The sequence below is a fragment of the Phocaeicola massiliensis B84634 = Timone 84634 = DSM 17679 = JCM 13223 genome (assembly GCF_000382445.1).
In the GTDB taxonomy this organism is placed as follows: Bacteria; Bacteroidota; Bacteroidia; order Bacteroidales; family Bacteroidaceae; genus Phocaeicola; species Phocaeicola massiliensis.
In genome coordinates, this window is sequence record NZ_KB905472.1 from 2,868,663 (window position 1) to 2,894,582 (window position 25,920).

Here is a 25,920-nt window from a genome sequence, read left to right on the forward strand (position 1 = left end):
CCTCCATCCGGCCTATGCGCTTGCTGAATCTCCATACAACACAATTCACAAGACGTAGGCCGAGGCGGTTCTATATTCTTCCCTCATCGGCATAACTATAATATTTGCCATCTGTTAAAATTACATGGTCAATCAACCTTATATTCATTATTTTGGCTGCTTTGTCCAAATGTTCTGTCAGGCAATCATCTTCTCTGCTGGGACGCAGACTTCCCGAAGGATGGTTATGACAAAGTGCCATCGAAACAGCCCGCTTCATCAATGCCTCTCTCAAGATACAACGAATATCCACAGCAGTAGCAGCCAATCCACCTGCACTTATTTTTACCCTGTCTATCACTTTTGAAGCCTGGTTGAGCAACAGCACCCAACACTCTTCCGTAGGCAAATCGCACATCAAAGGATAAAAATATTGATAAACATCACAAGAACTGAGTATTTTTTTCCGCTCTTTCACCTCCTCTTCCTTACGCCGCTTTCCCAGTTCGGAAGCAGCAAGAATACTGATGGCTTTGGCGGGACCTATTCCTTTATAATGGCACAAATCATCAATGCTGCATTTACCCAGCTCATTCAAATTATTGTGATAGTCACTCAATATCTTCCGCATCAGTTCCACAGCCGAGTCTTCCGTGTTTCCCGAACCTATCAGAATCGCTAATAATTCGGCATTAGAAAGTGCAGCCACTCCATGATGAGCCATTTTTTCACGCGGCCGGTCTTCCTCAGCCCAACGATTTATAGCCAGTTTCTCTCCCATTATTTATAAAAGTTCTTTTCAAACGCCGCAAACTCGTCTTTCTTCAGCACACAACGCTTCCACCATGCGCGCAAAAAGCCCGTTCCGTATCCTGTCAACTGAATAAAAGAGGCCACAATAGAGAGCATTCCTATTTTCAAGCTGTTGTTTTGCAATGTCGAATCGATACATATAATCAAAGCAAAAAGCAAAAGCAGCGACAAGCTCCATACACAGATCGGTGCCCCCAACAACAAGAACAGTACTCCCAACGTAAAAACAGCCGGCAACAAATGCACTATTTTCAATGATTCCGGATATTTTTTATACAGATTGATACGCGCAATACCCGAATTATGCACCTGTTTGAAGAATTTCTTTAAGTCCGTACGGCGTTTGTGCCATACCCACGCCTCGGGAAACAACCGACAGACATAGCCTCCCTTGAATATTCGGATACTGAAATCAATATCCTCTCCAAAACGCATTTTAGAGAAACCACCCAAAGTTTTATATACTTCCGCGCGCACTCCCATATTGAAACTGCGCGGATAGAACTTGTCCATCTTCTTTTTACCACCGCGAATACCCCCGGTCGTAAAAAATGAAGTCATGGCATAGTTGATGGCTTTTTGCACATCGGAAAACGACTCATGTGCACGGTCGGGACCCCCGAAAGCATCCGTCCTCTCCCTTTGCAGTTCTGCTCCGACCGCCGCCAGATAACCTTCGGGCAAAATACAATCGGAATCCAGAATAATAAGATATTCCCCATTACTGCGTTCGGCACCATAATTACGGGTTTGCCCCGGTCCTGAATTAGGCTTATTATAATAATGTATATCCAAACAATCGGCATAATGCTTCACCACCTCCTTGCAAGGAACAGACGAACCGTCCTCCACCACTATCACTTCAAAGTCTTTATCCGTCTGCCGTGTGAGGCTTTCCAGCAACTCATCCACTTCATCGGGGCGATTATAAACCGGTATAATAAAAGAATATCTCATAAACTGCTATCATTTTGTCGCACAAAGGAACACAAAAAAGGCGGAGCTTGCAACAAGTTCCGCCTTTTTATATAATGGCTTAAAAAGATTATGCTTTCACACGACCCACGTATGAACCGTCACGAGTATCGATTTCGATTGTTTCACCTTCATTGATAAACAAAGGAACGCGAACCGTTGCACCCGATTCCACAGTCGCAGGTTTTAAAGTATTGGTAGCTGTATCCCCCTTCAATCCCGGTTCTGTATAAGTAACCTTCATCTGAACCTTCACAGGAACATCAGCAAAAAGAACTGTTTCAGTAGAAGCATCAGAAACTACGTCTACCACCATTCCTTCCAACAGGAAGTCTACACCGTTAATCAGGTCGTGAGCGATAGGAATTTGGTCAAAAGTTTCCTGATTCATGAAAATATAGTCTGCACCTTCCATATACAAATATTGATGCGGACGACGTTCCACACGCACATCTTCCAGTTTTTCACCGATATTGAAACGACGTTCCAGAACGTAACCATTAACTACATCTTTCAATTTTGTACGCATAAAGGTGTTACCCTTTCCAGGTTTTACATGCAGGAAGTCAATACAGAAATACAATTTGCCGTCCATACGGATAGCAGTTCCAATTTTAATGTCTTGAGCATTAATCATACTTTTCTTTGCTTATATTTGATTATTATTTCAGATTATATTCACTCACGGTTGCGATTTCGGATGCAAAAGTAATGTAAATCAAGAAAAAACGCAAAAAGAAATCACTAAAAATGAGTTATCTCTTTGTTTATTTCAAAAAAGTCACTAATTTTGCAGCCCGTTACAGCATGAATAATAACATAAAAATAAGTATATACAATGAAAAGAACATTCCAACCCTCTAACAGAAAGAGAAAGAACAAACACGGATTCCGTGAAAGAATGGCAACTGCCAATGGCCGTCGTGTATTGGCTAGCCGTCGTGCAAAAGGTCGTAAGAAATTAACTGTATCTGATGAATACAACGGAAAATAATTCATCTGACCAGAACAAATAAAAGGAGTAAAGTGAATCACTTTACTCCTTTTATTTTTATTCATTCTCCCGTATCCAGTCCATCACATTTGCCGGGGCGCGTTCTGCCAGCAGTTCTTTTTTCATAAAATCCATATAGGGGGCTACATGATCAAAAAACTTATAATATCCTTTGCACAGATAGTTCAGTCCCGGTTCTCCGTCCTCCGTCACAACAAATCGATTCTTGGGACATTCACCGTGACAGGCAAATTCATATTGGCAATCCAGGCATTGCCGTGGCAAGCTGTTGTGCTTCATAGCCCCAAATGCTTCCTGTTCTTTGCTATACATCATCTCCACCAATGTCTTCTGATAGATATTTCCCAATTTATATTCAGGAAAGACAAAGTGATCGCATGAATACACATCCCCATTAAACTCCATCACGGCGGCATGGCCACAATATTTTGCCATCGAACAAACACCCGGCTGTTGTCCCACCCAATTCGCCAACGTAGAATCGAATATCTGAATAAAGTAATTGCCTACATCCTTCTTTACCCATTCATCAAAGATGGTACAAAGAAAGTTTCCCCATTGTTCGGGCGAAACAGTAAAAGGCGCTACTTCCCCATCCTTCTGCTTTAAAGAAGAAAGCTTAAGCCCATCGGCCCGTTTAGATAGACGTTCTACAATCGGGGTAAACTGAATATAGTGGCAGTCCAACTCATCGCGGAAGAAGCGGTAAAAATCCAAAGGATAATCAGCATTATAGTCGTTCACCACTGCCATGGCATTCCATTCCACCCCATGCTTTTTCAACAAGTTGATACCACGCATCACCTTCACAAACGATGGCTGTCCCATCTTATTCTTCCGATACTCGTCATGAAATTCTTGCGGACCATCAATAGAGATGCCTACCAGAAAATTGTTCTCGCGAAAGAACTCACACCATTCATCTGTCAGCAGTGTACCGTTGGTCTGAATGCAATTATCAATCGTACGACCTCCGGCATATTTCTTTTGAAGTTCCATCGCCTTTTTATAAAAAGACAAGGGGCGCATCAGGGTTTCACCTCCATGCCAAGTGAACAACACTTGAGGCATGGTTTGCGATTCAATATATTCTTTTATGAATTTCTCCAACAGTTCGTCACTCATCACATGGCGAGGCTGTTCTTCATATAACTTTGCTTTTTCCAGGTAATAACAATAGTCGCAAGCCAGATTGCATACTGCGCCCACGGGCTTGGTCATTACATAAAGCGGCTTCGCAAAGGGGGTTATGGTTGCTTCTTTCATCGGTCTTTCATTTATATCTTAGCGTTTATATTACAAAGATAAATCTATTTTTCTATCCACAGAGGAGAAAATGCAATTTTCGGCATGAAATTCATAACCACCGTAGATCTGCTCATATTACGTGAGCCGGCCTTTGAGATAGAAATCTGTTTCTTCTTTTCTCCTTTCATTAACTGTTGAAACGTCCTGTTGATAGGGGTTCCGATAGTGAATGGACATCCCCTAATCGCCCTTTCAGCCTCCTTTCATCTGTAAAACATCTTCTGGCAAGACAAATACTGAAGGCAGATTGTGAAGGGACTTGGAAAGCACAGATGAAGGGAGGATGATGGGAACACTTTCAGAATTAATAAATTGATTACCTGCATGTTATAATTAAAATGTAAGGATGAACGGAAAAAGGGAATAACCGACTTAATAAGGGGTGATGCAACCTGCCCTTACATGAAAAACATACCGGGCTTAAAAAAAGACTTTGAGGTTTTTAAAAAAGATGGTAGTGTTTCAATAAAAGACTTTGAGGTTTTAAAAAAACATCAAGGTCTTTTTGGAAAACATCAAGGTCTTTTTGCAACATTCAGTGCGAGCTGCATATTTTTTAATGTACGTACGCATCGGAATACACATACGGTAGCATAAGTCTACACGTATATACGCATCAGGTCACACGTATATACGTATCGAGCTACACGTACGTACGCATGAGCCTGCACGTGTTATAATATACAATAAATATATTTATCAAATCGCTTTGCTATGGAGGCTGACACATTTGTCTGCCTTCACAGCAAAGCGATAATGAGAATTACCTTCGAGCACTGCCCAAAGGATATAAAGAAGTTATGTTTCCGTTTATTTCAACAAGATTCCAACCTCACCAACGGTGGTTGCCGGCTTGTTGTTTATTTCGGCAGCAGGCTCCAGTTTAAAGTAACGCGCCGGATATTTCTTACCGAAACGAACAAAATAAGGAACAGGATTGTGCATGATGTTACTGAATTCTCCACTGGCATCGCACTTAGTCCAATTCTTGCCATCGATACTAACATAGAAATTATACTTATAAATCGTTCCCGTAAGGTCTTCTTTTTGCGCAGGTGCATAACTGAAACCGATAACTTCCGATGCTTTACCCATATCCACCACCAAAGGAGTCAGAGCCTTGGCAGTCCATACAGTCTGAGGATCTCCGTCAATGGCATTAGCCGCTTCCGCCGGCATACCCACCGTTTTCCAGTCTTTCACCGAGACATCACTTAACTTCACTTTCACATTCTTTTCTGTCAAAGGTTGTGCATAATAAAGACCGATATTGGAAATATTGGCTGTTCCGCGAGCGGCATTTACGGTCACCCTCAACTTTTCCGCTTTGCTGTCGGAGAAACGGACAAGACGTTTATAACCCACCGTCGTTCCTTCAGCCACATGACGCCACGCCCCATTGGTAAACACCTCAATCGTAAAATCTTCTATGCGTTGTCCCTTAGAGATATCTTCCTGAATAAGGAATGTATTGACCAAAGCATTTTTTTTCAGTTTATACACTTTCGACTCACCGGCTTTGGCTGTCCATGCAACATTCCCCTTTTCCACCTGATTGTCGGCAAATGTTTTTTTGACATAAGAAGCCAGTTCCTTGATGCGGTTGGCATCATTCTCATGAATCAATCCGCGTCTGTCGGGAGGGATATTCAGCAACAGCACAGAGTTATACCCCACCGACTTGAAATAAATATCAGTCAGATGTGCCAATGATTTTACCTGGTTGTCCTGTTCGGCATGATAGAACCATCCCGGACGGATAGACACATCCACTTCCGACGGATACCAATAGAGTGCCGGAGCCTTCTCTAATAAAGCACGGCTTCCCAAATCCTTACCGGTTCCTTTAATACCCAACTTTGCATAACTTTCGTCGGCACCCGCATAAGAATGGGGCATAAGAGCCGTAGCGCTCCATTCGGTTTCACGCCCGATACCACGTTCGTTGCCCACCCAGCGTACATCATCACCCATAATGGCTGTCACGGCTTTCGGTTGCAGTCGGCGGATGGTTTTCAAGATGGCATCCCAATCATAAATCTGCTTCTTGCCGTTGGGACCTTCTCCATTCGCACCGTCAAACCAAACTTCGTGCACTTCACCGTAATTGCTCAGAAGCTCGGTGAGCTGTTCGATAAAGAATTTATTGTATGCGGGAGAATCGCCATAACATTCGGCATTACGATCCCATGGGGACAGGTAAACACCAAACTTGATGCCGTACTTGTCGCAGGCGTCGCGCAACTCACGGACAACGTCTCCTTTGCCATTCTTCCACGGAGAATTGGCCACAGAATGTTTGGTTGTCTTAGTAGACCAAAGGCAGAAACCATCATGGTGCTTGGCCGTAATAATCGCCATTTTGAAACCGCCTTCTTTCAGTGAGCGCACCCATTGTTCGCAATCCAGCTCGGTGGGATTGAAGACAGCAGGGTCTTCTTTTCCGCTTCCCCATTCATTGCCGGTAAACGTATTGATGCCAAAATGCAGGAAAGCGGTAAACTCCATTTGCTGCCATGCCAACTGTTGCGGAGTGGGCACCAGGCGGGAAGCCATATCCACTTTCTGTTCCAAAGTCGCCCCGACGGGGAAGGTCACTTGTTTCTCATAGTACTCCTGAGCTTGTGCACCTAAAAAGGCACAAACCAAGGCTGCGGTCAGAATTGTTTTTCTCATGTGTCTTATTTTTATTTTGCCAAAGGGCGAATCATAAATTCAAAAGTATGCTTTTGTACGGGGACAAGGTATTGGGGCAACACACCCGGTCCGCAAGTAGCGGTGCCCACTCCCGACTGTTCTGCATCGAGATGAACGGTTACAACACCTGTCCGTTTCAACTCATTGATATGAGTTGCCTTGTCCACATTCATATCCGTAAAAGGAATAACACTGAACTGAAAGTGCTTGTCCGAACGGAAAGTCAATCCGTTACCCGCCTCATCCGTCAGGTTCACCCAACGTACATCCGTGCGATTTCCTGTTGCCTGCGGTCTCACATAATAATGGAACATACGCTCTGCATCTGTGTGGTAAATGCCGATACGTCCCGACCGGTTACGGTCTGCATAAGTTTCATGCTCACCGCGTCCCAAATACGAAACTTGATTATAAGTATCCGGCATTTCGAAAGCCAGGCCGACTCTCGCCAACGAAGTAATAACGGCCGTATCAGGAACAAACGTTGTTTTCACTTCCAATGTACCATTCTTTCTCAACGTGTACAGGAAGTCGGCAGTACCCACTTTACGACCTTCGGCATTCAGCAATTCCACTTTGGCTTTGCCGCCTTTTGCAGACGATTCGACAAAAGTCGCTTTTTGAACCAAATTGTCCAAGCCTGCCTTTTTCCAAGCTCGTGCACCACCTGTTCTTTCACGGTTATCATTATCTGTGACAGGACGATAAAGACTCAGCACAACGGGAGATGCCAGCATTTCCTTACCATTATACATATAAGAACGCAAGGCTCCTGTTTGCCGGTCAATATCCCATTTCACTTCTCCTTCCGGTTTGGAAACCTGCGCATGGAAATTCTTGCCGGCAGGCAAGACAAACTGATCATAAGCCACCTCAAAATCAGTTCCGATAAAAGGTTGAGGCGTATCAGGCGTCCAGCTCAGATTGAGATATGCTTCACGGATATTCGATGGCAACTTTATACGTCCCAAAGCAAAATCAGCAGTTGCATGGGGAGCACAATCTATTTTGTGAGTACCTTCCTTGATGACGGTTCCATTATCACCTACCACCTGCCAATGCAGCGTATAGGCATTCAGATTAGTGAAATCGTACCAGTTTTTCACCTTTAACGAAAGATTGCGCCGGTCTGTCAGTGCCGACTTAATATACTGATAGTTTTTCTTTACCTCGATAAGGTGAGGATGTGGTTCACGAGCGGCATTCACCAGTCCGTTACAACAGAAATTGCCGAAACTGGGCACTCCTTCGGGACCATAATCGCCTCCATAGCTCCAATACCATTTACCGTTTTCATCTATCTCGCGGAAAGACTGGTCCACCCAATCCCAAATACAGCCACCTTGCACAATAGGTTCGGACTCAAAAACATCCATGTATTCTTTCAGTCCGCCACCACTGTTACCCATTGTATGCAGATATTCAGTCATTATAAAGGGACGGTAAACTTTCGGTTCGGTCTGGCGTGCATACGCCCTGAGTACATCTACGCCACGATACATACGACAATAGATATCCGTATTGTAATTCTGCTCCGCACGTTCATACTGCACCGGCCGAGACTGTTCTATAGATTTCATCCAATCATAAGTACGTTCAAAATTGATACCATTGCCGGCTTCATTGCCCAATGACCAGATAACGATGGCAGGATGATTCTTTGAGCGCTCATACATACGCTGTATACGGTCCATGTGAGCAGGCAGCCAAGTAGAATCTTTCGCCAAAGATGCCGCACCATATCCCATACCGTGAGACTCGACATTCGCCTCATCAATCATATACAGTCCGTAGCGGTCGCATAACTGATACCAATAGGGATGAGTGGGATAATGAGAGTTACGGACAGTATTTATATTATGCTGTTTCATCAGTTTAATATCTTCTTCCATCAACTCTTTGCTCACGGTACGTCCCAATTGGGAGTGTTCATGTCGATTGGTGCCTTTCACCAGCACAGGCACGCCATTGATGCAGAACCGTCCATCTTTTATTTCCGAAGTACGGAAACCAACCATACAACCGGTCAGTTCGGAAACTTCTCCATCGGGGTTCTTTAGTTCCAAAACCAATGTATAAAGATTGGGATGCTCTGCACTCCAAGGCTTTACCTCCGGTATCCGTTGTTCTTCAAAAGCAATGAAGTTACTGAGGCCTCTCGACTTAATCGGCTGCTCTCCCCTCAGTACGGTTCTTCCCGCAGCATCCTCCAAGCGATAAGACAAAGAAGAAGCTGAAGCAGAGGGTCCCTCAACAGTTGCCTCCAGTCCGAATATACCTTCTTTATACTCTTTCTTATCCAAAGACGAAATTACTTTATAATCTGCAATATATTGCTTGGGAGTGCTGTAAAGATATACATCACGCTCAATGCCGCTAAGCCGCCACATATCCTGACACTCCAGATAGGAACCGGCACTCCAACGGTATACTTCCAAGGCAACCGTATTCTCACCTTCCTGCAACTTATCCGTGATATCCCATTCTGCAGGAGTCTTCGAACCTTGGTTATAGCCAAGTAAATGGCCGTTCACCCAAATATAATAAAAGGAGATTACCCCTTCACAGCAAATTACCACACGGCGGTCTTTCCAGCTTGCCGGAATGCTGAATGTGCGACGGTAAGAGCCGACTTCATTTTCTTCATAAGGCACCAGTGGAGGATTCTTCTTAAAATGGAACATTTTGTCATCAAACTCATAAGTTTCGTTGACGTAAATGGCCGTTCCATAGCCTTGTCGTTCCCAGTTACCCGGTACATTGATCTCCGCCCAGCTTCCGTCATAGAATGAAGGCTTATAAAAATCCTTCGGACGGTTATCGGGATTCTTCACCCAATGAAATTTCCATTTTCCGTTCAGACTCATATAGTAAGGAGAATCCTCATAATTTCCATTCCGCACATCGCCTGCGTTCTTATAAGGCCATACATACGAATGCGGAGCCAGTTTGTTCAATCCGACAGCATACTGGCTCTGCCATTCGGGGTGTTGCTGTGCCATCATGGGAAGACAGCATACAAAAGCCAAAAGTCCCAGCAAGGTTTCTGTTATTCGCTTCTTCATCGTTCTAAAGTTTTTTTTGCTTATTCTATTATTAATTCGTCCACACATACACGCGCTTCCTGTCCCGGACGCACGTGGGTAAGCGGACATTCACCTGCCCCAAAGAGGATGACACGCACATAACGACCGGTATCATCCAAGTTGAACGGCAACTCTTCTATAAATGTACCTTCGCGGAATATTTCCTCCGGATCAAGCTCTTTGGAAGCTACTTTCCAATATTCAATATCTTCATTGGAAAGCCATACTTCAACCCGTTTGGGTTTATGTACTCCCATGCCATAATTATTGATACAGCCCAATACCAACTTATTCAAATGCTCTCTCTTTCTCAAATCCAGCGTAAAGGCAATGGAATCATTCCGGGTCCACGACGCCCACTCCGAATCGGTATATTTCAGACTGCCGCGAACGCCATTCACCATCACACGCTCCACCGGATTGCTGCGTAGCATCCGTTTAGCCGTTGCCTTGTTCCATTGAATGGGTAAAGTCAAAGTCTGCCCCATCTGTTTACCGTTTTTAAAAGTAGCGCTTTTGATGATTTGAGGAGTGGTAACTTGCCATTTGCGTTCATAAAGAGAAGACTTGGCAGTGGGCTGACTTCCGTTTGTGGTGTAACGTATCTCCACATCGGGGCGGATACATTCCAACTCTACTTGCAGACTGCCGTCCATCGGAGTCACTTTGTGCTGGATATTATACATGGAACGGGCATAAGTAATTCCTTTTACATCAAGATGCCCGGTAAAATTATCCAAAGCCGCCAAGAATCTGTCCCAGTCCTTGTACACCGGAAAAGTCCATGCTCCTTCGGCCACTGCTGCCAGACGGGGGAAAATAAGATATTCCACCTCTTCGGGCTTGTTGCAGAACTCAGTCCACATAGATCCCTGTATACCCATCAGCAATGAACGCATTTTCGTCGTCCAGCTTCGTTCCACCGGTTCGTAGTCATATATATCTTTCAATGTATTATTGCCGAAATAAGTGACCGGTTCAAACCATTGCGGACCTTGATAACGAATGAGGTACAACACACGTGCCGGAGTCATCACAAAACGATGTCCCTGTCTGGCTGCTTTCAATGCAGCCTGCCCGTATCCCTGCCAGCCAAAGATAACGGCACCATCGGGAATCTTGGTATTTGTCAGTTCATCCCAGCCCATAACTTCACGCCCTTTGCTCTTCACATAATTGCTCATACGCGCCATGAAGTAGCCCTGCAAGTCCTCTTCATTCTTCAGTCCTTCTTTCTTCATACGCGCCTGACACAACGGGCACACTTTCCAATGGGTTTTACGGGCTTCGTCACCACCCAAATGAATGTATTTGGAAGGAAACAGCGCAACTACCTCATCAATTATATTTTGCAGAAAAGTAAAGACACTGTCATTGCCGGCACAGTAAATGATATCCGCATGATTTCCTCCCAGTCCGGGAAGCACACCGATGAATTTATCCACTACCGGACAAGCCAACAAAGGATAAGCAGCCAACGCTGCATTGCTGTGTGCCGGCATCTCTATTTCGGGAATCACCTCTATCCGGCGTGCAGCCGCATAAGCAACAATCTCACGAATATCATCCTGAGTATAGAAGCCCTTTTCCACTGTCGGTTCACCCTGACGCTGGTTACGGCGTTCGGGGAAAAGTTTACCCGGACGCTCCACCCGGCTTGCTCCTATTTCTGTCAGCAACGGATATTTCTTTATCTCGATACGCCAGCCATTATCATCCACCAAATGCAAATGCAACGTATTCAGTTTCAACATTCCCATGCAGTCAATGATACGAAGCAAATTCTCCTTGGGGACGAAAAAGCGGGCAACATCCACCATCAGTCCGCGATACCCGAACCGCGGCTCATCGGTAATGGTCATTGCCGGCACTATCCATTCCGTACCATCCACTTTGACCGCACTTTCTATTGCCGGCGGCAATAGCTGGCGGATACTCTGCAGAGCATAAAAGAAACCTTTGGCATCTGACGCCTTGACGGTTATTTTCTTGGGAGTAATCTCCAGACAATAAGCTTCACTTTTAATAGTCTTATCTGTCTGAAGCACTAAATTTCCCTTTTTACTGTCCACTTTCAGTTTCGGGGTAAAACCGGCCGCACAAGTAAACTGGTCGGAAAGCAAACGGACAATGGCAGCCTGTTCTTCCGTTTCTACAGCAAAAACTGTTTTAGGAGTAAATTGAAAACTCCCGGTTCCCGGCACCACATTGGTCGGACAAGGTACTAAAGATATGGAAGCGGAGTTATTCGCTTCCATATTAATAACGGAAAAAAACAAGCCTAAAATAATCAGATAAATATATCTCATCATCGTATTTTACTCTTTATCCCTGTCTGGAGAGAAACGGACAGGGTCATTATACTGTTCCTGCAATTTCAGCAGTTCTTCTTTCAATTCCTTTACCACGGGCTCATATTCAGCCTGTCCGTAAAGATTATGCATTTCCATCGGATCTGACTGTAAGTCATACAGTTCCCACATATCAATGTCATTGTAGAAATGAATCAATTTATAACGGTCGGTACGCACACCATAATGACGTTTCACCATATGTTCTGCAGGATACTCATAAAAATGATAATACAATGCATTGCGCCAGTTCTGCGGATGCTCACCTTTCAGCAATGGAAGTAATGATACGCCATGTATGTCTTCGGGAACAGGGACACCGGCCAATTCAAGGAACGTAGGCGCATAGTCTATGTTCTGAACCATTTCGGTAATATCCCCTTTTCTGTCGAATCCTTTCGGCAGACGCATAATCAATGGAGTACGCATGGACTCTTCATACATAAAGCGTTTGTCAAACCAACCGTGCTCACCCATGTAGAACCCTTGGTCGGAAGTATAGACCACCAGTGTATTATCCAACAAATTCTTTTCTTTCAGATAATCAAGCACGCGGCCCACATTATCATCCAATGTCTTCACCACCTTGGCATAATCACGCATATAACGTTGGAATTTCCAATCGGCAAGTTCTTTTCCTTGCGGATTCTTCTGATAGAACTCCTTAATAATAGGAGCATAAAAATCATCATACTGTTTGCGCTCTTCCGGTGTCAGACGTCCGATAAAGTTCAAATAAGCCGATTTCAGGCGTGAATCCTTATTCATATCCAGCATCTTGGTATCATACATGATATCCATATCCTTAAAGATACTCATTTCCTGCGCAGCTGCCGCCGGACGTCCTTCATAATCATCATAAAAATTATCAGGCATAGTGAAGGTTTTGTCTTCGTATTCATTCAGATACTTCAACTCGGGCAACCAGTTGCGGTGAATCGCCTTGTGATGAATCAAAATACAAAACGGCTTATCCTTATCGCGTTGGTTCTCCATCCAGTCTATACTCATATCAGTAATGAGATTTGTCAGATAACCTTGTTTCTCTATCGTATCGTTTTGCATGGTAATGAAACGGGGATTATAGTAATCTCCCTGACCGGGTACGATCTCCCAATAATTAAATCCTGTCGGCAAACTCTCCAAATGCCATTTACCCACCAAAGCAGTCTGGTAACCTGCTTTTTGCAACAGTTTTGGGAAAGTCTGTTGTGAAGAGTCAAACACACAAGTCGTGTTATCATAAAATTTATTGGCACAACTGTGCTTGCCGGTTATCATACAGGCACGGCTGGGACCACTCAAAGAGTTTGCCACAAAACTGTTGGTAAAGCGCACCCCGTCATTAGCAATTCTGTCAAGGTTAGGTGTTTCCATATAACGTTTATCATAACAGCTCATCATCTGGGCTGTATGGTCGTCTGTCATGATATAGACAATATTAAAAGGTTTCTGCTCCTCTGTTTTTTTCTGAGAAGCACATGAAGACATAGATGCCAAAGCCGTGACACCCGTCAACGAATAAAGTAAGCCGGAATGTAGGTTATTCATGATATAATATTTTAATAATGCATAGATTTAATGCAAATATACAGATTATCAATCACTATCGGGAATAATAATTGTTTTTTTAGTATTAAAAAGAACTCCGCACAGAGCAAGTTTCCCAAACTTAACTACCATGCGGAGTACCTTATAAATCCATTAACAGACTACCACTCAATAAATTTGCCTCGGGCTTTACGTTCTTCCAGCTCTTTTTGAAGAAATTTCTGACGGTCCTTGGCAATATAACGGCGTGCAAAAATATTAGGTACAGCAACACCCAATGATATACACAAAATAATAAGTGCGGAATTAATACCATTTGAAAAAGCATTTGTCACCTCGCCTATCACACCGTGCATATTAATAAATGCCAGCAGGGAACGATACATCAACACTCCCGGAACCATCGGAATGACCGAAGGAATTGTCAACACATGATTCGGCACGTGAAACCAGTGTACTGCCTTCACAGCCAACAAACTGACCACAAAGCTTCCCATAAACGAACCGATAACCGGACCGTATCCCAATTCAAAGTTAACAAAATTACGGGTACACACGGCAATTATTCCGCCTATAGCCACTACCCACAAAAGACGGCGCTGAATATTAAAGATAGTGGCAAAACCCATCGCAGCAATAGCCGCAGCAATAGCATACACCCAATATCCGTCATGCGGTACCATGCTCAATTCACTGAATTTCTGGTCAATCGTTACATCACTCATCACCAAAAGCCTCATCGCAAAAGCAATACCGAATGCCATTCCACCAACCATCATGACCGTATTGGCGGCACGGGTGATACCTACCAGCAAATGATTGTCAATCATATCATCCACAAAGTTGATTAGCGGAACTCCCGGAACAATATACAGCGTACATGCCAACAAAGGATGATAAGGCGTTACAGACCATCCCGTAAACGAAAAGGCATACGCCAAACACGTGCAGACAAATGCCGAAATAGCAATACTCATATACACATTTATACCGAACTCTATACAACGGGCACGGGTACGGAAACCGACAAAAGTACATAACGCAGTTATCAAGAAAGCAATCCAGTCCCCGCCAAACAGTTTACAGAATCCGCCACAGGCAAACCCGGTACAGATGGCAACAACGTAAGGAGTATAATTACGTTTCTGATGAGCAATCTTTTCCAGTTCTTCTTCATACTTATCCAACGAATAATCCTGTTCGATGGCTCGCCATGACAATTTACTGATTTTGGAAATAGCCTCCATGTTAATGCCATGCTTTTCACATTTTTGAAACTTGGAAAAAGAATGCTTCTCATCACTCACATTGACCATCAACATAGTCCACCGGATATCAATGTGTAACTTCTCCTCGGGAATGCCGAGATAGGCAGCAACACGCTTCATGTTCCGTTCAATGCGGTTAGTGTCCGCAGCGCTCTCCATGAGCATTTTTCCTGTACGCAACAAAAGGTCCAATTTGCGACGTAATAATAAGACCTCCTGCTCATTTGTTGTCTCGTTTGTCATCTTTTTATCTTAAATGTTAATCCTGAATTTGGAATAGGTTATTTTTTCGGGGCGCAAAGGTACAAAAATATCCGTTATAATTATGCAAAACGCAAAAAACGCTTCAATGTAAATACAACCTTCGAAGAAAGAAGAAAAGATATTCGGCTGTTAACAGATGATATTCGACTATAAATATAGGAACAAATCTGAATTTGTCGTATCTTTGACGCGGAATAATCTAACTAGTTATGGTAACATTTAAAGAATTCTTTTCGTTCAAGAACAACCGCTTCTTTTGGCTCAACCTGGTGGCCATGATTATTGTTGTGATAGCAATAGCTTTAGGAACACTGCAATGGCTTGACAACTACACCCGTCATGGTGAAGCAGTGGTCGTTCCCAATGTAAAAGGATTGCCTATGCGTCAGGCCGAGAATGAAATCTATAAACAAAGTCTCAAAGCGGTCGCCATCGACTCCAGTTATGTCAAGGGGATGCCGCCCGGTGCCATATTGGAACAGAATCCCGCCGGAGGTTCAAAAGTAAAAAAAGGAAGAACGGTCTATCTCACCATCAATATGGACAGTGCACCCAAAGTGAGTGTTCCCGATATCATGGACAACAGTTCACTGCGCCAAGCCGAAGCCAAACTGCGTGCATTAGGCTTCAGAGTCACCGAACCGGAATACATCAGCGGTGAAAAAGACTGGGTATACAGTGTCACTTATAAAGGCCGTACCCTGAATGCCGGCGATAAAGTTCCACACGAAGCTTTATTGACCCTACATGTGGGTAATGGCAATGATGAGTTAACCAATGACTCGACTTTGACAGACTCTACAGCTATCGGTGACGATGACACTCCCGTAGTAGACAAATCTTGGTTCTAACTATTTTCCCAAAAAGTGATGATGACAGAAGAATATGCGGATGAAATAGATGATACACTGGATGATATAGAGCGAGTGGTGGAAGACCCATCGGAGCTATATGAACATTTCCGGGTGGTAGTGGATAAAGGTCAGTCGCAAGTACGAATAGATAAATACTTGTTTGAACGACTGGTCAACTCTTCGCGCAACCGAATCCAGAAAGCAGCCGATGCCGGTTTCGTCATGGCAAACGGCAAGCCGGTAAAAAGCAGTTATAAGGTAAAGCCATGTGATGTGCTGACTGTCATGATGGACCGTCCGCGTTACGACAATGATATTATCCCCGAAGACATTCCATTGGACATTGTTTATGAAGACGAAGACCTGATGGTGATTAATAAACCTGCCGGACTGGTCGTACATCCGGGTTGCGGCAATTATCACGGAACACTGGTCAATGCCATTGCCTGGCATTTGAAAGACAATCCCAAATACGACCCGAACGACCCGCAAGTGGGACTCGTCCATCGCATAGACAAAGACACTTCAGGCTTACTTGTAGTGGCCAAGACTCCCGATGCCAAAACACACCTCGGACTTCAATTCTATAATAAGACCACCAAACGTAAATATAATGCGCTGGTGTGGGGAATTGTGGAAAATGACGAAGGCACTGTTGAAGGGAATATCGGTCGGAATCCGAAAGACCGCATGCAGATGGCAGTGTTAAGCGACCCCACACAAGGAAAGCACGCCGTCACCCATTACCGGGTTCTGGAACGGTTGGGATATGTCACTTTGGTGGAATGCGTGCTCGAAACCGGACGCACCCACCAGATACGCGTGCACATGAAACACATCGGGCACACCTTGTTCAATGATGAACGCTACGGTGGAAACGAAATTCTAAAAGGAACACATTTCAGTAAATACAAACAATTCGTAAACAACTGTTTCGAGACCTGCCCCCGTCAGGCACTTCACGCCATGACGCTGGGCTTTGTCCATCCCCGCACAGGCGAAGAGATGTTTTTCACCTCTCCGTTGCCCGAGGATATGACAAACCTGATAGACAAGTGGAGAAACTATATCAGTAACAGAGAAGAACTATGAAACGTACCATTGCGATAGTAGCCGGCGGAGATTCCAGCGAACTCCCCGTTTCCCTGCGCAGCGCACAAGGGATTTACTCTTTCATTGACAAAGAGCGTTATAACCTATATATAGTAGAGATGGAAGGGCACCGTTGGGAAGTCATATTGCCCGACGGCACTAAAACTCCCATCGACCGTAACGACTTCGGATTCATGGAGAATGGCGAAAAGAAGCTTTTCGATTTCGCTTATATCACCATTCACGGCACTCCGGGTGAGAACGGTATCCTGCAAGGTTACTTTGACTTGCTGGGGATTCCTTACTCCAGTTGTAATGTACTGGTTTCGGCCATAACATTCAATAAGTTCACTTGCAACCAATATTTGAAAGGTTTCGGAATCCGAGTATCCGAATCTCTGATTCTCCGCAAAGGGTTTGAAATCACCGACCAAGAAGTAATCAGCAAAATCGGTCTGCCTTGTTTTATCAAACCGAATGCCGGCGGTTCCAGCTTTGGCGTAACAAAAGTCAAAACAGAAGAAGAAATTCAGCCTGCCATCGAAAAAGCCTTCCATGAAAGCGATGAAGTGATGATCGAAGCCTATATGAAAGGTACGGAAGTAACTTGCGGATGCTATAAAACAAAAGATAAAGAAGTGGTATTCCCCATTACCGAAGTAGTAACCGACAATGAATTCTTTGACTACGATGCCAAATACAACGGACAGGTACAGGAAATCACCCCTGCCCGCCTTCCCGAAGATACGGCAGAGCGTGTGCGTCTGCTCACTTCCGCCATCTATGATATACTAGGATGTTCGGGCATTATCCGCATCGATTATATCATTACCGAAGGAGATAAAGTCAACCTATTGGAAATCAACACTACTCCGGGCATGACAGCTACCAGCTTTATCCCGCAGCAAGTGCGTGCTGCCGGACTGGACATCAAAGATGTAATGACCGATATTATTGAAAATAAGTTTTAACTTAAATAAAAAGAGCCATGAACATACCAGCTGAATTTGACAAGATTCGTCCTTACACTCCCGAGGAGTTGCCGAAAATCTATGAAGAGTTAATCGCCGACCCGAGTTTCCGGGCAGTGGTAGAGTCTGTTATGCCGGGCATCCCCTTTGAGGCCCTTGCCGAGAAGATGCGTCTATGCCGGACAAACCTGGAGTTCCAAAAAGCATTTTTCTACGGACTATTATGGGATTTGGTAAAGAAATGCGCCAATGGGCTTACATTCGACTGTTCTGCCCTGACGGACAAAACAATGAATTATACCTTCATTTCCAATCACCGTGATATTATCCTCGACTCCGCTTTTCTGTGCATTCTCTTGATAGACCAAAAGATGAATACCGTGGAAATTGCCATCGGTGACAATCTGCTGATTTATCCCTGGATAAAAAAACTGGTACGTATCAATAAATCATTCATCGTGCAACGCGGTCTCAGCATGCGTCAAAAACTGGAAGCATCTGCGCTGATGTCGCGCTATATGCACTTTGCCATCACCCATAAGCATGAAAACCTGTGGATTGCCCAACGCCAGGGACGCGCAAAAGACTCTAACGACCGCACCCAGGACAGCGTGCTTAAAATGATGGCAATGGCAGGAGAAGGAGACGCCATCGCACGACTGAAAGAACTCAATCTCGTTCCGCTTTCCATCTCTTACGAATACGACCCCTGTGACTTTCTGAAGGCAAAAGAGCTGCAACAGAAACGGGACGACGCCAACTTCCGGAAATCTCCCGAAGACGACCTTATCAATATGCAGACCGGACTTTACGGTTATAAGGGCCGCATCCATTTCCAAACTTCAGCCTGCCTGAACAAAGAGCTGGATGAGATAAAAGAGCGCAACTTATCCAAAACAGAAGTATTCACCGCCATCTCTGAACTGATAGACAAGCATATTCACCAAAACTATCATCTGTATGCCGGTAATTATGTGGCGTGCGACCTCTTAATGGGAGATACCCGTTTTGCCGAAGAATATACCGAAGAAGAAAAAGTTAAGTTTGAAAAGTATCTGGAAGGACAGATTGCCAAGATTGATTTGCCCAACAAGGATATTCCTTTCCTGCGAAACAAAATATTGACGATGTATGCCAATCCGTTAATCAACTATCTGGAAGCGGCAAAAAGCTGAAATCCGAACGATAATCAAACAAAGGTAACAGTACAGTTAACGATAAACAGATAATTTACCATGAAGAAATATATTCTTTTATGTCTTTTTGCTCCTTTACTATTCATCGCTTGCAGTGATGACGATTATGTCTATCCCAATGTCTTGACAGAAATGATAGACCTGGTAACGGACAACACAGGGACGGCAACTTATCTGAAAAGCGACGAGGGGGTGATATGGAGCATACAGCCCCGCGCCGGCCTGGACGGTTTGACCCCCGACAGCGTTTACCGTACTGTTACCATGTATGCCCCTGTCAATACTTCCCAGCCGTCATCATTGGAAGCCATCCTGTATAACACACAGATAGCCATCTCTCCTATTCCAAAAGCGAAAGATACATTCAAGGAAATACATACAGACCCGGTTGCCATACAAAGCATCTGGCGAAGTGGTGACTATCTGAACCTGATAGCACTGGCAATGGTAAAAGACCGGACACACGAATTTCATTTCATCGACAACGGAATTACCCATAATGAAGATGGCACAAAGACACTGAACCTTACTCTCTACCACAACCGCCATGACGATGTGGAAGGTTTTAACCGTAAAGTTTACCTTTCAGTTCCCCTCCGGACCTATGCCGATGTGTTGCAAAAGGGAGACAAAATTATCTTCACGCTGAATACATACAAAGAAGGTATGACCAGCCGTTCATTTACTTATTAACAACAAAAAGCAATATGATTAAAACTATTTATTTTGTTTTCTTTATCTGTGCCTTTGCGCTCGGATTATGGGCCTGCACAGGAAAAGAACAAGAGAAGTTCAAAAGCTTATCAACAGCCCATTTCGAACAATTGATAAAAGACAATAAAATCCAATTGGTAGATGTACGCACTGTTGCCGAATATTCGGAAGGACATATTCCGGGCAGCCTGAACATCAATGTTATGGACGAGAACTTTGCCGCAGCCGTTGATGAACTGTTGCAGAAAGACCAACCGGTAGCCGTATATTGCAAAAGCGGAAGAAGAAGCCGCAATGCAGCAAAGCTCTTGGTTAAGAAGGGATTCAAAGTCTACAACTTGGATAAAGGTATCCTGAACTGGATAGACGAAGGCATGGAGATTGAGAAGTGATAACCGACTTCAATAATGAGGGAAGCATGGGGTTGAATTCTAAGTCCTCTCCAAACAATATCTATAAAATCTTACCCAAGTTTACGAACATTAACGTATCCTTGGGTAAGTTTGTATATAGACATACCTACTCTTCAGAAGTGTATAGCTACTTCCTAAACCTAAGATATTTTCGAAGTTAAGGACCTTTTTATTATACGGCTAATGTTACAAATGGAGTCTGCCTTCGTATCACAGCAAAAGACCTTGCTATGATTTTGGCTCTTACAGCATTGATTACAGATGCTTTATGTTTCCCCTCTGCTATTTTCCTTTTATAGTATGCTTTCATCTGCGGATCCCAAGAGATGGCAGTAATAGCTGCCCGGGTAAGGTATACTTTTACTTCTTTGTTAGCCAATGAAGAAGTCTGCGTTTTTCCCCGTATGGAAATACCTGAAGTATGTTCAAATGGGGCGACCCCACAATAGCAGGCAAATTTCCTCGGGTTGTCAAATCTTTGAAAATTGTCAGTAACACACAGTAATACAATGGCATTGATAATTCCTATTCCTTTTATACTTCTTAATAGCAAGTAGTTTGTGTAAAGCGATGTACTGGCGGCTATTAGTTGCTCCATATCCTCTTCCACCTCCAGGATTCTTTCTTTTATCGACTTGAGCTGCTCTTCCAAAAAAGAAATGGATTCTGTCACATCAGCCAACTTAGCCATCCAGGAGAATGTTTCCAATAACTTTATGCTTGATACTTTTTGCTTGACCAAATTGTCACGTATAATAATCCATCCCCGCAGTCTCACCAAGTCTTTGTCAGGCAATTTGTATAACTCCAGTTTTCGATAGTGTAATACCGCATAGTTCGCTATTCTTTTGGCGTCAATGCGGTCATTTTTGCCTCGTTGCAAGCCTATGGACTTCTTGATGGTCAACGGGCAAACCAAAGCCAGGGAAAATCCCATGGAGACACTGGAAACAGATAACTCTGTGACATAACTTCCCATGTTTTCAGCACAGAACAAGAGTTTGGATAAAGAGAGATGATAACCAGCTATCCAATCCAATAAAGATTGGATCCCAGTTGGAGTGTTATCAAAAGACTTGTGAGACAACTCTTTTTCGTCTGCGGACATTAATGATGCATCGAAAGTTTTTTTTCCTACATCAAGACCTACAAAATGAGAATAATTCATAACTTTGTATTTACAGTATTAAACATGAAGGAGAAACAGCTAATACATTTATTAGGTCGTGAGCCTACAATTCTAACTGGCTAGGTTCTCCTATTAAGAGAGTTGCAGTCTGATTCAGCCTATAGTCATTTAAGACTAGTGTCAAAGTTAGTTCACTGCAACTCTACTTTTCAAATATACACTTATATTTTGTTGTGATATTTAATACTGCAAATGTAAATGTGTCAAAACCCGGACAATGCTGTGCTTTTGCTCGTAGGGGCGAGATCTGCTCGTCCGAAGACAGTTCGCTTTGTGTATTTGGGCAGGTAAACCCTGCCCCTACAGTTGACAAAGTGACAGGTCACTTTAGTTTTGACATACCCCCGACTGTTTCACTTGGCTCGACGGTTATGCCTCCAAACCTTGCAACAAGCGTTTCAGCACCACAGTTGCAGAAATCTCACGATTGGCAGCTTCGGGAATCACCAAGGAAGTAGGCGCCTCAATCACATCATCCGTCACAATCATATTTCTACGGACAGGCAGACAGTGCATGAAGAAAGCATTGTCGGTCACTGCCATGTGAGCCGCATCTACCGTCCAACTCATATCCTTGCTCAACACCTTGCCATAGTCCTCCGGCCGGGTCACACCCGGACAAGCCCAGTTCTTGGCATAAATGAAATCCGCTCCTTCAAAAGCCTTCATCTGGTTATATTCCACCTTCGCACCACGGACAAACTTCGGGTCGAGTTCATAACCTTCGGGATGGGTAATGACAAAATCCACATCTGCCTCATTCATCCAGTCGGCAAACGAATTGGGAACAGCCTGTGGAAGTGCACGCGGATGCGGCGCCCAGGTCAACACCACTTTGGGGCGTTCTTTCTTCTTATATTCCTCAATAGTAATCAAGTCGGCAAAAGCCTGCAACGGATGGCCCGTAGCCGCTTCCATAGAGAATACCGGCTTACCCGAATACTTGATGAACTGATTCAGAATCTTTTCTGTATAATCATCTTCACGGCTTTCAAAATGAGCAAAAGAGCGCACACCGATGATATCGCAATAAGAGGCCATCACCGGAATAGCTTCCAGCAAGTGTTCGCTCTTGTCGCCATCCATAATGACACCGCGCTCTGTTTCCAACTTCCATGCGCCTTGGTTCACATCGAGCACAATCACGTCCATACCCAGATTGCGCGCTGCCTTCTGAGTGCTCAGGCGGGTACGCAGGCTGTTGTTGAAGAAAATCAACAAGCAAGTCTTATGCTTTCCCAGATTCTCATACTTATAGCGGTCTTTCTTGATTTCAAACGCCTCAGCCAAAGCTGTTTTCAAATCACCCAAATCGTGTACATTTGTAAAGTATCTCATAATTCGTTTTATATATAATATGTATAAATTCTATCTCACCGATTAATCTCTTGTCTGTCCTTCTCCACGGACTATCCATTTATAAGTATTCAGTTCCTCCAGCCCCATCGGTCCGCGAGCATGAAGTTTCTGGGTACTGATGCCTATCTCCGCACCCAGTCCGAACTCACCGCCGTCTGTAAAGGAAGTAGGGACATTGACATAAACACACGCCGCATCCACTGCTTTCATGAAATAGTCGGCAGAGCGGCTGTCCTCGGTCACGATGCATTCACTATGACCGGAACCGTACCGGGCAATATGAGCCACCGCTTCTTCAGGACCGGAAAGCACCTTGACTGCCATTTTATAGTCCAGGAATTCGGTACCGTAGCTCTCGTCGGTGGAATGCCGGAGAAGCTCCGCCGGATAACTTTCCTGCAAAGCCGAGAAAGCTTCGGGGTCGGCATATATAGTCACATGAGAGCATGACAAGCCGCCGCACAACACCGGAAGATCGGCCACTCGCTCCCTGTGCACCAGCACACAGTCCAACGCATTGCACACACTGACACGACGGGTTTTCGCATTCCTGATAATAGCAGCTCCCTTTGTCACATCACCGCTTCTGTCAAAGTAAGCATGACACACACCGGCTCCCGTTTCTATCACCGGGACAGTGGCATTCCGACGGACAAAATCAATCAGTCCTTTTCCCCCGCGGGGAATCAGCAAGTCCACATACCCCCTTGCATTCAGCAACTCGGCAGCAGACTCACGGTCGGGCGGAAGCAGGACAACCAGATTGGGATTCAGCCCCTGCTGTATCAATACCGAATGAATGACCGACACGATAGCCCGGTTGGAACAGTCGGCATCACTCCCCCCTTTCAGCAGGCAAGCATTTCCCGACTTGAAACAGAGCGAGAAGACATCCAGCGTGACGTTGGGTCGTGCTTCGTATACAATACCGATAACGCCGAAAGGCACACTGACCTTCGTCAACTTCATGCCGTTGGGACGGAGCGTTTCGCTCAATACCCTTCCTACAGGAGACGGAAGCCGCGTCACACTGCGAATGCCTTCAGCAATGCCGTGGATACGTTCCGTCGTCAGCTTCAGCCTGTCATACTTCGGGTCAGACTCATCCATCCTTGCCAAGTCCTTGGCATTCTCCGACAATATCTGTCCGGCTTGCGATTCCGTGGCATCCGCCACGGCACGCAATACTTCATTTATCTTTTCCTCCCCACAAAAAGCCAGACTCTTGCCGGCTTCCCGCACCTGCTGAAAAGTATCTGTCAGTTTTCCCATTGCAGTCAAATTGATTAGTCCAAATACAGATAATCATAATGCACCACCGGTTTTTGACCGTGTTGCCCCATCAGCAGGCGCGCCTCCTCCGAGTCGAAGCCCACACGTCCCACTCCTATTTGCTTTCCCCGATGGTCTATGATTTTCACGATATCATCTTTCTCAAATTCACCTTCTATAGCAACGATGCCTACCGGCAGCAAGCTCACTGCCTTGTTTCCTTTCAACACTTTCACCGCCGGTTCGTTCAAATGCAATTCGCCTTTTGCAAAACCTTCACTGTGGGCTATCCATTTCTTTACACTCGATACGCCATCCGTTGCCGGAACAAAACGCGTACACACCGTTTCTTCGGGGTGCTGCAGCAAGTCCACCAATATATTGTCCTTCTTCCCGTTGGCTATGATGACGGTAATACCCTCATCCGCCACTTTGCGGGCAATGGTCGTCTTGGTCAGCATGCCTCCCCTGCCGAAACCCGATTTCTCCGCCCGGATATAGTCGGACAGGTCTTTCCCCTGCTCCACCTCTCTGATGACCCGGGCACCGGGAGCAGAAGGCGAGCCGTCATAAACACCGTCGATATTGCTCAGGATAATCAACGCCTGCATGTCCATCATGGAAGCAATCATGCCCGAAAGCTCATCATTGTCGGTAAACATCAGTTCCGTCACCGAAATGGTATCATTTTCGTTTACAATCGGAATGACTCCGTTTTCCAGCATCACCATCATGCAGTTGCGCTGGTTGAGATAATGACGACGTGTGGCAAAACTCTCCTTTGTGGTGAGCACCTGCCCCACGGTAATGCCATACTCACGGAAGAGTTCATAATAACGGTTTATCAGTTTCGCCTGTCCCACAGCAGAAAAAAGCTGCCGCTGGTCAACACTGTCCAACTTCTTGGACGGTTTGATTTCACTCCGTCCCGAAGCGACTGCCCCCGACGAGATTAAAATAACCTCCACTCCTGCCTTGTGCAGTTCCGCTATCTGGTCTACGAGCGCCGACATCCGTGTCACGTCCGGCGTGCCGTCCTTGCGCGCCAGTACATTACTTCCAATCTTTACCGCTATTCTTGTAAACTGATATGCCATTTCTCTTGTTAGTTTAGAAACACAAATATAGGTATTTAAATCAATCTGTAAGGTGAAATAAGCTAAAAATTAACCGGTAAGGCATTTGTATGCCTTTATTTTTACTCTCATCATTTGCAAAATGAAAATATATAATGATAATATCCAACCAACAGATATAACTTATGACTAAAGCTGTTTCCTTTGACAGGAAGTCACTCCACCGGTCGGACTAAGCATTTTCTTTCCTTAGGCTAAGACTTTTTATACGGTGGATTATTACGTCCCACGGCAGCAGGACATACGTCCCACAGCAGCAGGACGTACGTTCCATTACGGCAGGACGTACGTTCCATTGCAATAGGACGTAATAATCTGCCGCCCAGAAAACCTTAGCCATACGCAGGAAACGGCTTAAGGATACTAATAAATGGTCAAATCTATAAATTATTGCTCAAGACAGAGGCTAAGATGCAA

The 25,920-nt window shown here is 44.6% G+C and carries 21 protein-coding genes; 8 read left to right on the forward strand and 13 right to left on the reverse strand.

Annotated elements, in window-relative coordinates:
• Positions 1-70 precede the first annotated feature (70 nt).
• The 3 genes from radC to efp form a co-directional block, all read right to left on the reverse strand.
• Positions 71-760, reverse strand: coding sequence for a RadC family protein (gene radC, locus HMPREF1534_RS07135; RefSeq protein WP_005941458.1), 690 nt, complete (start codon positions 758-760; stop codon positions 71-73).
• Positions 760-1,749: a glycosyltransferase family 2 protein gene (locus HMPREF1534_RS07130; RefSeq protein ID WP_005941461.1), complete on the reverse strand. Its 990-nt coding sequence runs from the start codon at positions 1,747-1,749 to the stop codon at positions 760-762. The genes radC and HMPREF1534_RS07130 overlap by 1 nt, the downstream gene beginning before the upstream one ends.
• A gap of 88 nt (positions 1,750-1,837) precedes the next feature.
• The gene (gene efp / locus HMPREF1534_RS07125; protein WP_005941463.1) at positions 1,838-2,404 is read right to left on the reverse strand and encodes an elongation factor P; all 567 of its coding nucleotides are present in this window, start codon (positions 2,402-2,404) and stop codon (positions 1,838-1,840) included.
• 201 nt (positions 2,405-2,605) lie between these two features.
• Here efp and rpmH point away from each other — a divergent pair, with 201 nt between their 5' ends.
• Positions 2,606-2,761, forward strand: a complete 156-nt coding sequence (gene rpmH, locus HMPREF1534_RS07120) for a 50S ribosomal protein L34 (RefSeq protein WP_005840676.1) — start codon at positions 2,606-2,608, stop codon at positions 2,759-2,761.
• A gap of 57 nt (positions 2,762-2,818) precedes the next feature.
• Here rpmH and HMPREF1534_RS07115 read toward each other — a convergent pair whose 3' ends face one another.
• Complete coding sequence (locus HMPREF1534_RS07115; protein ID WP_005941469.1) at positions 2,819-4,048, reverse strand: anaerobic sulfatase-maturation protein; 1,230 nt, start codon at positions 4,046-4,048, stop codon at positions 2,819-2,821.
• Between the two features lie 444 nt (positions 4,049-4,492).
• Here HMPREF1534_RS07115 and HMPREF1534_RS0119075 point away from each other — a divergent pair, with 444 nt between their 5' ends.
• Complete coding sequence (locus tag HMPREF1534_RS0119075; protein ID WP_018452479.1) at positions 4,493-4,687, forward strand: hypothetical protein; 195 nt, start codon at positions 4,493-4,495, stop codon at positions 4,685-4,687.
• Between the two features lie 213 nt (positions 4,688-4,900).
• Here the strand turns inward: HMPREF1534_RS0119075 and HMPREF1534_RS07110 are convergent, their stop codons facing one another.
• From HMPREF1534_RS07110 to HMPREF1534_RS07090, 5 genes are all read right to left on the reverse strand, one after another.
• On the reverse strand, positions 4,901-6,766 hold the full coding sequence (locus tag HMPREF1534_RS07110) for an alpha-L-fucosidase (RefSeq protein ID WP_005941471.1): 1,866 nt from the start codon (positions 6,764-6,766) through the stop codon (positions 4,901-4,903).
• Between the two features lie 11 nt (positions 6,767-6,777).
• The gene (locus HMPREF1534_RS07105) at positions 6,778-9,852 is read right to left on the reverse strand and encodes a glycoside hydrolase family 2 TIM barrel-domain containing protein (RefSeq protein WP_005941473.1); all 3,075 of its coding nucleotides are present in this window, start codon (positions 9,850-9,852) and stop codon (positions 6,778-6,780) included.
• A gap of 20 nt (positions 9,853-9,872) precedes the next feature.
• Positions 9,873-12,182 carry a beta-N-acetylhexosaminidase gene (locus HMPREF1534_RS07100; protein WP_025066908.1) on the reverse strand — a complete coding sequence of 770 codons (2,310 nt, stop codon included), beginning with the start codon at positions 12,180-12,182 and terminating at the stop codon, positions 9,873-9,875.
• Between the two features lie 9 nt (positions 12,183-12,191).
• Positions 12,192-13,775 (reverse strand): sulfatase family protein, encoded by a 1,584-nt coding sequence (locus HMPREF1534_RS07095; RefSeq protein WP_005941477.1) that lies wholly within the window; start codon positions 13,773-13,775, stop codon positions 12,192-12,194.
• A gap of 161 nt (positions 13,776-13,936) precedes the next feature.
• Positions 13,937-15,286, reverse strand: coding sequence for a threonine/serine exporter family protein (locus HMPREF1534_RS07090; RefSeq protein WP_005941480.1), 1,350 nt, complete (start codon positions 15,284-15,286; stop codon positions 13,937-13,939).
• Positions 15,287-15,516: 230 nt separating this feature from the next.
• On the opposite strand from HMPREF1534_RS07090, the gene HMPREF1534_RS07085 reads away from it, so the two are divergent.
• The 6 genes from HMPREF1534_RS07085 to HMPREF1534_RS07060 are packed head-to-tail and all read left to right on the forward strand — an operon-like array spanning position 15,517 to position 20,526.
• Positions 15,517-16,158 (forward strand): PASTA domain-containing protein, encoded by a 642-nt coding sequence (locus HMPREF1534_RS07085; protein WP_005941482.1) that lies wholly within the window; start codon positions 15,517-15,519, stop codon positions 16,156-16,158.
• A 21-nt stretch (positions 16,159-16,179) separates the two neighbouring features.
• Positions 16,180-17,253: an RluA family pseudouridine synthase gene (locus HMPREF1534_RS07080; RefSeq protein ID WP_005941483.1), complete on the forward strand. Its 1,074-nt coding sequence runs from the start codon at positions 16,180-16,182 to the stop codon at positions 17,251-17,253.
• Positions 17,250-18,224, forward strand: coding sequence for a D-alanine--D-alanine ligase (locus HMPREF1534_RS07075; protein ID WP_005941485.1), 975 nt, complete (start codon positions 17,250-17,252; stop codon positions 18,222-18,224). Before HMPREF1534_RS07080 ends, HMPREF1534_RS07075 begins: the two co-directional genes overlap by 4 nt.
• Before the next feature lie 17 nt (positions 18,225-18,241).
• Positions 18,242-19,399 (forward strand): hypothetical protein, encoded by a 1,158-nt coding sequence (locus tag HMPREF1534_RS07070; protein WP_005941487.1) that lies wholly within the window; start codon positions 18,242-18,244, stop codon positions 19,397-19,399.
• A gap of 60 nt (positions 19,400-19,459) precedes the next feature.
• Entirely contained in the window at positions 19,460-20,113 is a 654-nt protein-coding gene (locus HMPREF1534_RS07065) for a NigD1/NigD2 family lipoprotein (RefSeq protein WP_005941489.1), read from the forward strand.
• A 14-nt stretch (positions 20,114-20,127) separates the two neighbouring features.
• On the forward strand, positions 20,128-20,526 hold the full coding sequence (locus tag HMPREF1534_RS07060; RefSeq protein WP_005941491.1) for a rhodanese-like domain-containing protein: 399 nt from the start codon (positions 20,128-20,130) through the stop codon (positions 20,524-20,526).
• Between the two features lie 193 nt (positions 20,527-20,719).
• Here HMPREF1534_RS07060 and HMPREF1534_RS07055 read toward each other — a convergent pair whose 3' ends face one another.
• The 4 genes from HMPREF1534_RS07055 to proB all read right to left on the reverse strand — a co-directional run bounded on the left by HMPREF1534_RS07055 (position 20,720) and on the right by proB (position 25,464).
• On the reverse strand, positions 20,720-21,715 hold the full coding sequence (locus HMPREF1534_RS07055) for an IS110 family RNA-guided transposase (protein ID WP_005941495.1): 996 nt from the start codon (positions 21,713-21,715) through the stop codon (positions 20,720-20,722).
• A 390-nt stretch (positions 21,716-22,105) separates the two neighbouring features.
• Positions 22,106-23,074 carry a Rossmann-fold NAD(P)-binding domain-containing protein gene (locus tag HMPREF1534_RS07050; protein WP_005941498.1) on the reverse strand — a complete coding sequence of 323 codons (969 nt, stop codon included), beginning with the start codon at positions 23,072-23,074 and terminating at the stop codon, positions 22,106-22,108.
• A 42-nt stretch (positions 23,075-23,116) separates the two neighbouring features.
• Positions 23,117-24,367 (reverse strand): glutamate-5-semialdehyde dehydrogenase, encoded by a 1,251-nt coding sequence (locus HMPREF1534_RS07045; protein WP_005941501.1) that lies wholly within the window; start codon positions 24,365-24,367, stop codon positions 23,117-23,119.
• A gap of 14 nt (positions 24,368-24,381) precedes the next feature.
• A complete protein-coding gene (gene proB, locus HMPREF1534_RS07040) occupies positions 24,382-25,464 on the reverse strand; it encodes a glutamate 5-kinase (protein WP_005941504.1) in 1,083 nt (360 codons plus the stop codon).
• Positions 25,465-25,920 lie beyond the last annotated feature (456 nt).